This is a genomic window from Streptomyces sp. NPDC026417 (assembly GCF_055567695.1).
The window spans coordinates 1-3,456 of record NZ_JBVHPY010000095.1 but is presented as its reverse complement, the minus strand read 5'-3'; the positions used below and the strand labels follow the sequence as shown (position 1 = coordinate 3,456).

General features: G+C 61.8%; 1 protein-coding gene and 4 pseudogenes. 4 read left to right on the top strand and 1 reads right to left on the bottom strand.

Annotated features, from left to right (window positions below; genetic code table 11):
• Nucleotides 1-82 precede the first annotated feature (82 nt).
• A pseudogene (locus ACZ4NT_RS39010) lies at nucleotides 83-480 on the top strand (transposase); the annotation flags it as partial.
• Nucleotides 481-647: 167 nt separating this feature from the next.
• Nucleotides 648-776: pseudogene (locus tag ACZ4NT_RS39005) on the top strand (transposase family protein); the annotation flags it as partial.
• Between the two features lie 35 nt (nucleotides 777-811).
• On the opposite strand, the pseudogene ACZ4NT_RS39000 reads toward ACZ4NT_RS39005, so the two are convergent.
• Nucleotides 812-2,036 (bottom strand): annotated as a pseudogene (locus ACZ4NT_RS39000) (ISAzo13 family transposase); the annotation flags it as partial.
• A gap of 80 nt (nucleotides 2,037-2,116) precedes the next feature.
• Here ACZ4NT_RS39000 and ACZ4NT_RS38995 point away from each other — a divergent pair.
• Nucleotides 2,117-2,430 (top strand): annotated as a pseudogene (locus ACZ4NT_RS38995) (transposase family protein); the annotation flags it as partial.
• Between the two features lie 345 nt (nucleotides 2,431-2,775).
• Nucleotides 2,776-3,297 (top strand): hypothetical protein, encoded by a 522-nt coding sequence (locus tag ACZ4NT_RS38990; protein WP_467730164.1) that lies wholly within the window; start codon nucleotides 2,776-2,778, stop codon nucleotides 3,295-3,297.
• The last annotated feature ends 159 nt before the right edge of the window (nucleotides 3,298-3,456 follow it).

Genomic DNA, 3,456 nt, shown 5'->3' with positions numbered 1-3,456 from the left:
GCATTCGCTGCCCAATTCAGTGAAGAACTCCACATCAATTAGCCGTACTTTGTTATCCGGTGTGATCATGACGTTGTGTGGCTTGAAATCGCGAAAGCTCTACGGCCACATCAAGAAGACCAAGAACAGGTCGACGTTCCTGGAATTCTGCCGCTACCTACGATCACTCCACCCAGTCGACGTGCGGATCGCGATCGTCTGCGACAACTACTCGCCGCACCTGACGACGAAACTGTGCCAGCGAGTCGGAACATGGGCGGACGCGAACAACGTCGAGATCGTCTACACCCCGACCAACAGCTCCTGGCTCAACCGCATCGAGGCCCAGTCACCGCCTTGCGCTACTTCGCCCTCGACGGCACCGACCACCCCTCCCACAAGGCCCAGGGCAGCATGATCCGCCGCTACATCCTCTGGCGGAACGAACACGCCACCAACGAACACCTCCGCCAGGTCGTGATGAAGGCAAACGTTGCCTGATGCGGCACTAGCAGCAGACTGCGTCACGAACAGGATGCACACCCCTCCGCCAGTACGAGAGAGGGGTACCTACTCAACTTCTGCCTGCGGGAGCCGAGTTGGGCTAGAGTAGTTGTCGTGAATCACAGCGCAACGACGCTGTGTGCGCGTCGTCGAGAACCAATTGTTGCTTCAGCCACTTCGACCTGGTCGAAATCCTGCTCGACGACGGCTACCTGAGCCGCGACCATCCCGGCCAGGCCCTCACCCCGCCCAGCAAGCCACGGCCCGCAGCGCTGAGCGACAGAGTCGAGCAGTCGGAAAACTAGGGGTTCCGCTGTCAGGGCGGCCCCCGCAGGTGAAGGATGGCTGCCAGGACCTGGTCGGGGGAGGCGAGCCGGGGCGGGCGACCGCGCTTGACGTCGCTGTGGAGGGCCAAAGTGTCGGTGAGATCGCTCAGTTGCTGCCGGGACATGCCGGTCAGGGCGGGGTCAGACAGGAGAGCGTTGTCCCACTCCTGGGCCGGCTTTTGCGGAGCCCGGGGCGCTGGGATGGCTCGGCAGGGCTGGGGGTGCAGGGCATTGTTCCACTCACCGTGGAAGGCGTGTCTGGTCAGTGGCAGGGACGCCATCTCGGCGTCGCCGATCTGGACTCCGGTGGGGTAGGCGTCGGTGTCCAGATCGGCGATGACACGCAGTCCGGTGCGGGTGGTGGTCGCGGCGATGGACTGGACAATGCTTCATGGCTGGTCAGCGGGCGGCCGCACCAATTCATGGTGGTGTGCGAGAAGAGCCGGTGCTCGATCTTGTTCCACTTCGATGTGCCCGGCGGCAGATGATACACGGTGATCGTCAGTCCCGTTTCGGCCGCGAGCCGGGCGAGTTCGAGCTTCCAGGCCCGGGTGCGGTAGCCGTTCGAGCCGCCCGCGTCGGCGATGATGAGCAGTCGCGTCGCCTGCGGGTAGGCGACCCGACCCTGGCCACCACCAGCGGCGGATCGATTCCACCGCGAATGCGGTGGTGTCGTGATCGGTGCCCACGTTGACCCAGCCGGTGTTCGCCGCGAGGTCGTAAATCCCTACGGGACGACCTTGCCCAGCTGGGGGTCGGCGAAGTCATGGACGTTCACCGGCGCCGGATCAGCCGCAGGCCGCCACTGGCGGCCGTTGTTCTTGAACTCGCCGACAAGCTCCTTCTTCTTGGTGTCCACGCTGATCACCGGCTGGCCAGCGTCCCGGTGATCACTGGCCTGCTCGTTGAGATAGCGGAACTGGGCATCTTGGTCGGGATGTTGGCTTCCCTCGATGGTCTTGGCGTTGGCCTGCGGGCTGAAGCCTTCCTCCCGCAGCAGGTCCGCGACGGTGTCCGCACTGACTTTGTGTCCGGTCCAGGCGAGCTCCCGCGCCAGCGTGCGGGTCGACCTCACCGTCCACCGCAGCGGCGACATCGGATCGCCTCGCTCGTCCGCTCAACAAGCGCCAGGAGAGCCGGTCGCAGCCCTGGATCGAGATCTGCGGCCTTCTTGCGGCCTCCGCCCGGCCGCCGCTCCCGCCCCAGAGGCTCCTCGCCGGCCTGCAATCTCGTGCGGGATGCGCATGCCACATCAACGAGCCATGGGACGGGAAGCAACACCTTGATGATCTGCAAGCCCTTAGGTCATCGGAGGTCTCAAGCGCCTTATCGGGGTCGACACCCTCGGTCTGCTCCTGACCGTATGGGGTACCGCGGCGAGCGTCTCTGACACGCCGGCGGCATGCATTTGATGTCTCACTTCGCCGCCCCATCCCCGCGTGACCAAAGCATAGGCCGACATCGGCTACCGCCCAAAGGCCATCAACCATGGCGCACACCTCGGCATCGACGTCGAGTTGTCCAACGCGAGCCAGGCGTCATGGGCTTCAAGGGGATCCCCCGCCGCTGGATCGTCGAGCGGGCCTTCGGCTGGCTCATGCGTCACCACCGGCTCGCCCGCGTCCCCTGCAACTTTGAGGGGCCGTCCCGACGAAAACCGCGAGCACCACCCCAACTACCCCGTAGGGAGATAGCACTTGATCTGGAACCTCCGCGAACTTGCCGCACCGAGGTTGCTACTACCGGACGACCGAGTTGCTCAGCGGCGCAGAGGGAGCGCCTCCCGACCTTGCCCGAAGCAAGTACGGGCATGGTGTGCAATCTTAAGGGTGTCACCCCCATGCGTGCCCACCCATTCCCGGATAGAACTATTAAAGAGGAGATCGGACCAGGGAACCTCTGGCTCCTTCGAAGGCATGACCGGGCAATCAAGCTCATTCATTTCCCTAATTGAAGGGATAAGATCATGAAGCTCACCAGGAGACTTACTGCCGTCGCCATTGCCACAGTAGTGGCGCTTGTCTGCGCTCAGCCGGCTTCTGCACTAAGCCCCGTTCCCCCTCACGGGCCCATCGTGAATGATGTATCGTGCGATAGCTGGCATACTGTGAATTTCAATGATGGGGCAGTTCACCCGACCGTCCTACTCCGCGCCTGCATTGAGACCTTGGGAATCTATGTCCGCGCCAATTTTGAGGTTTGGAACAAGGCCAGCGCCGGACAGCCGCAGCAAAACGAGACGATTGAATACGGTGAAACTCACCTCATGCTCAATGGCGCGCTTATCTGGTCCAATTATCACTGGTTTGTCGCGGAAAGTGAATCTAGGCATATGCATTACGGGGATTGGATCGAGAGAGTCACCAAGCCCGACCAGGTTGGCGTCCCACAGTACGTCAACTATACTACAAATATGTATGTAGATCCGCTTCTTCAATATGACTGGGATGATATTCACTCGACAGCCTATATTGATTATACTGTGTAGGGCTTTCGAGAATAGCAGGAGAACGTCTACCGTTGCGAGCCTCGAGATGATTGTCGCAAAGCCCCAGTGAGCCTCTTTCATCCTGTGCCGGCGGGTGAAACAGGCTGATCAGCGGGTCTGGTGACGAGGCAGGGCCCCTCGTCGTTGGCGTGGTGATTC

Coding starts and splice junctions, on each gene's coding strand:
- ACZ4NT_RS38990 (WP_467730164.1), top strand. CDS start 2,776: ATGAAGCTCACCAGGAGACTTACTGCCGTCGCCATTGCCACAGTAGTG.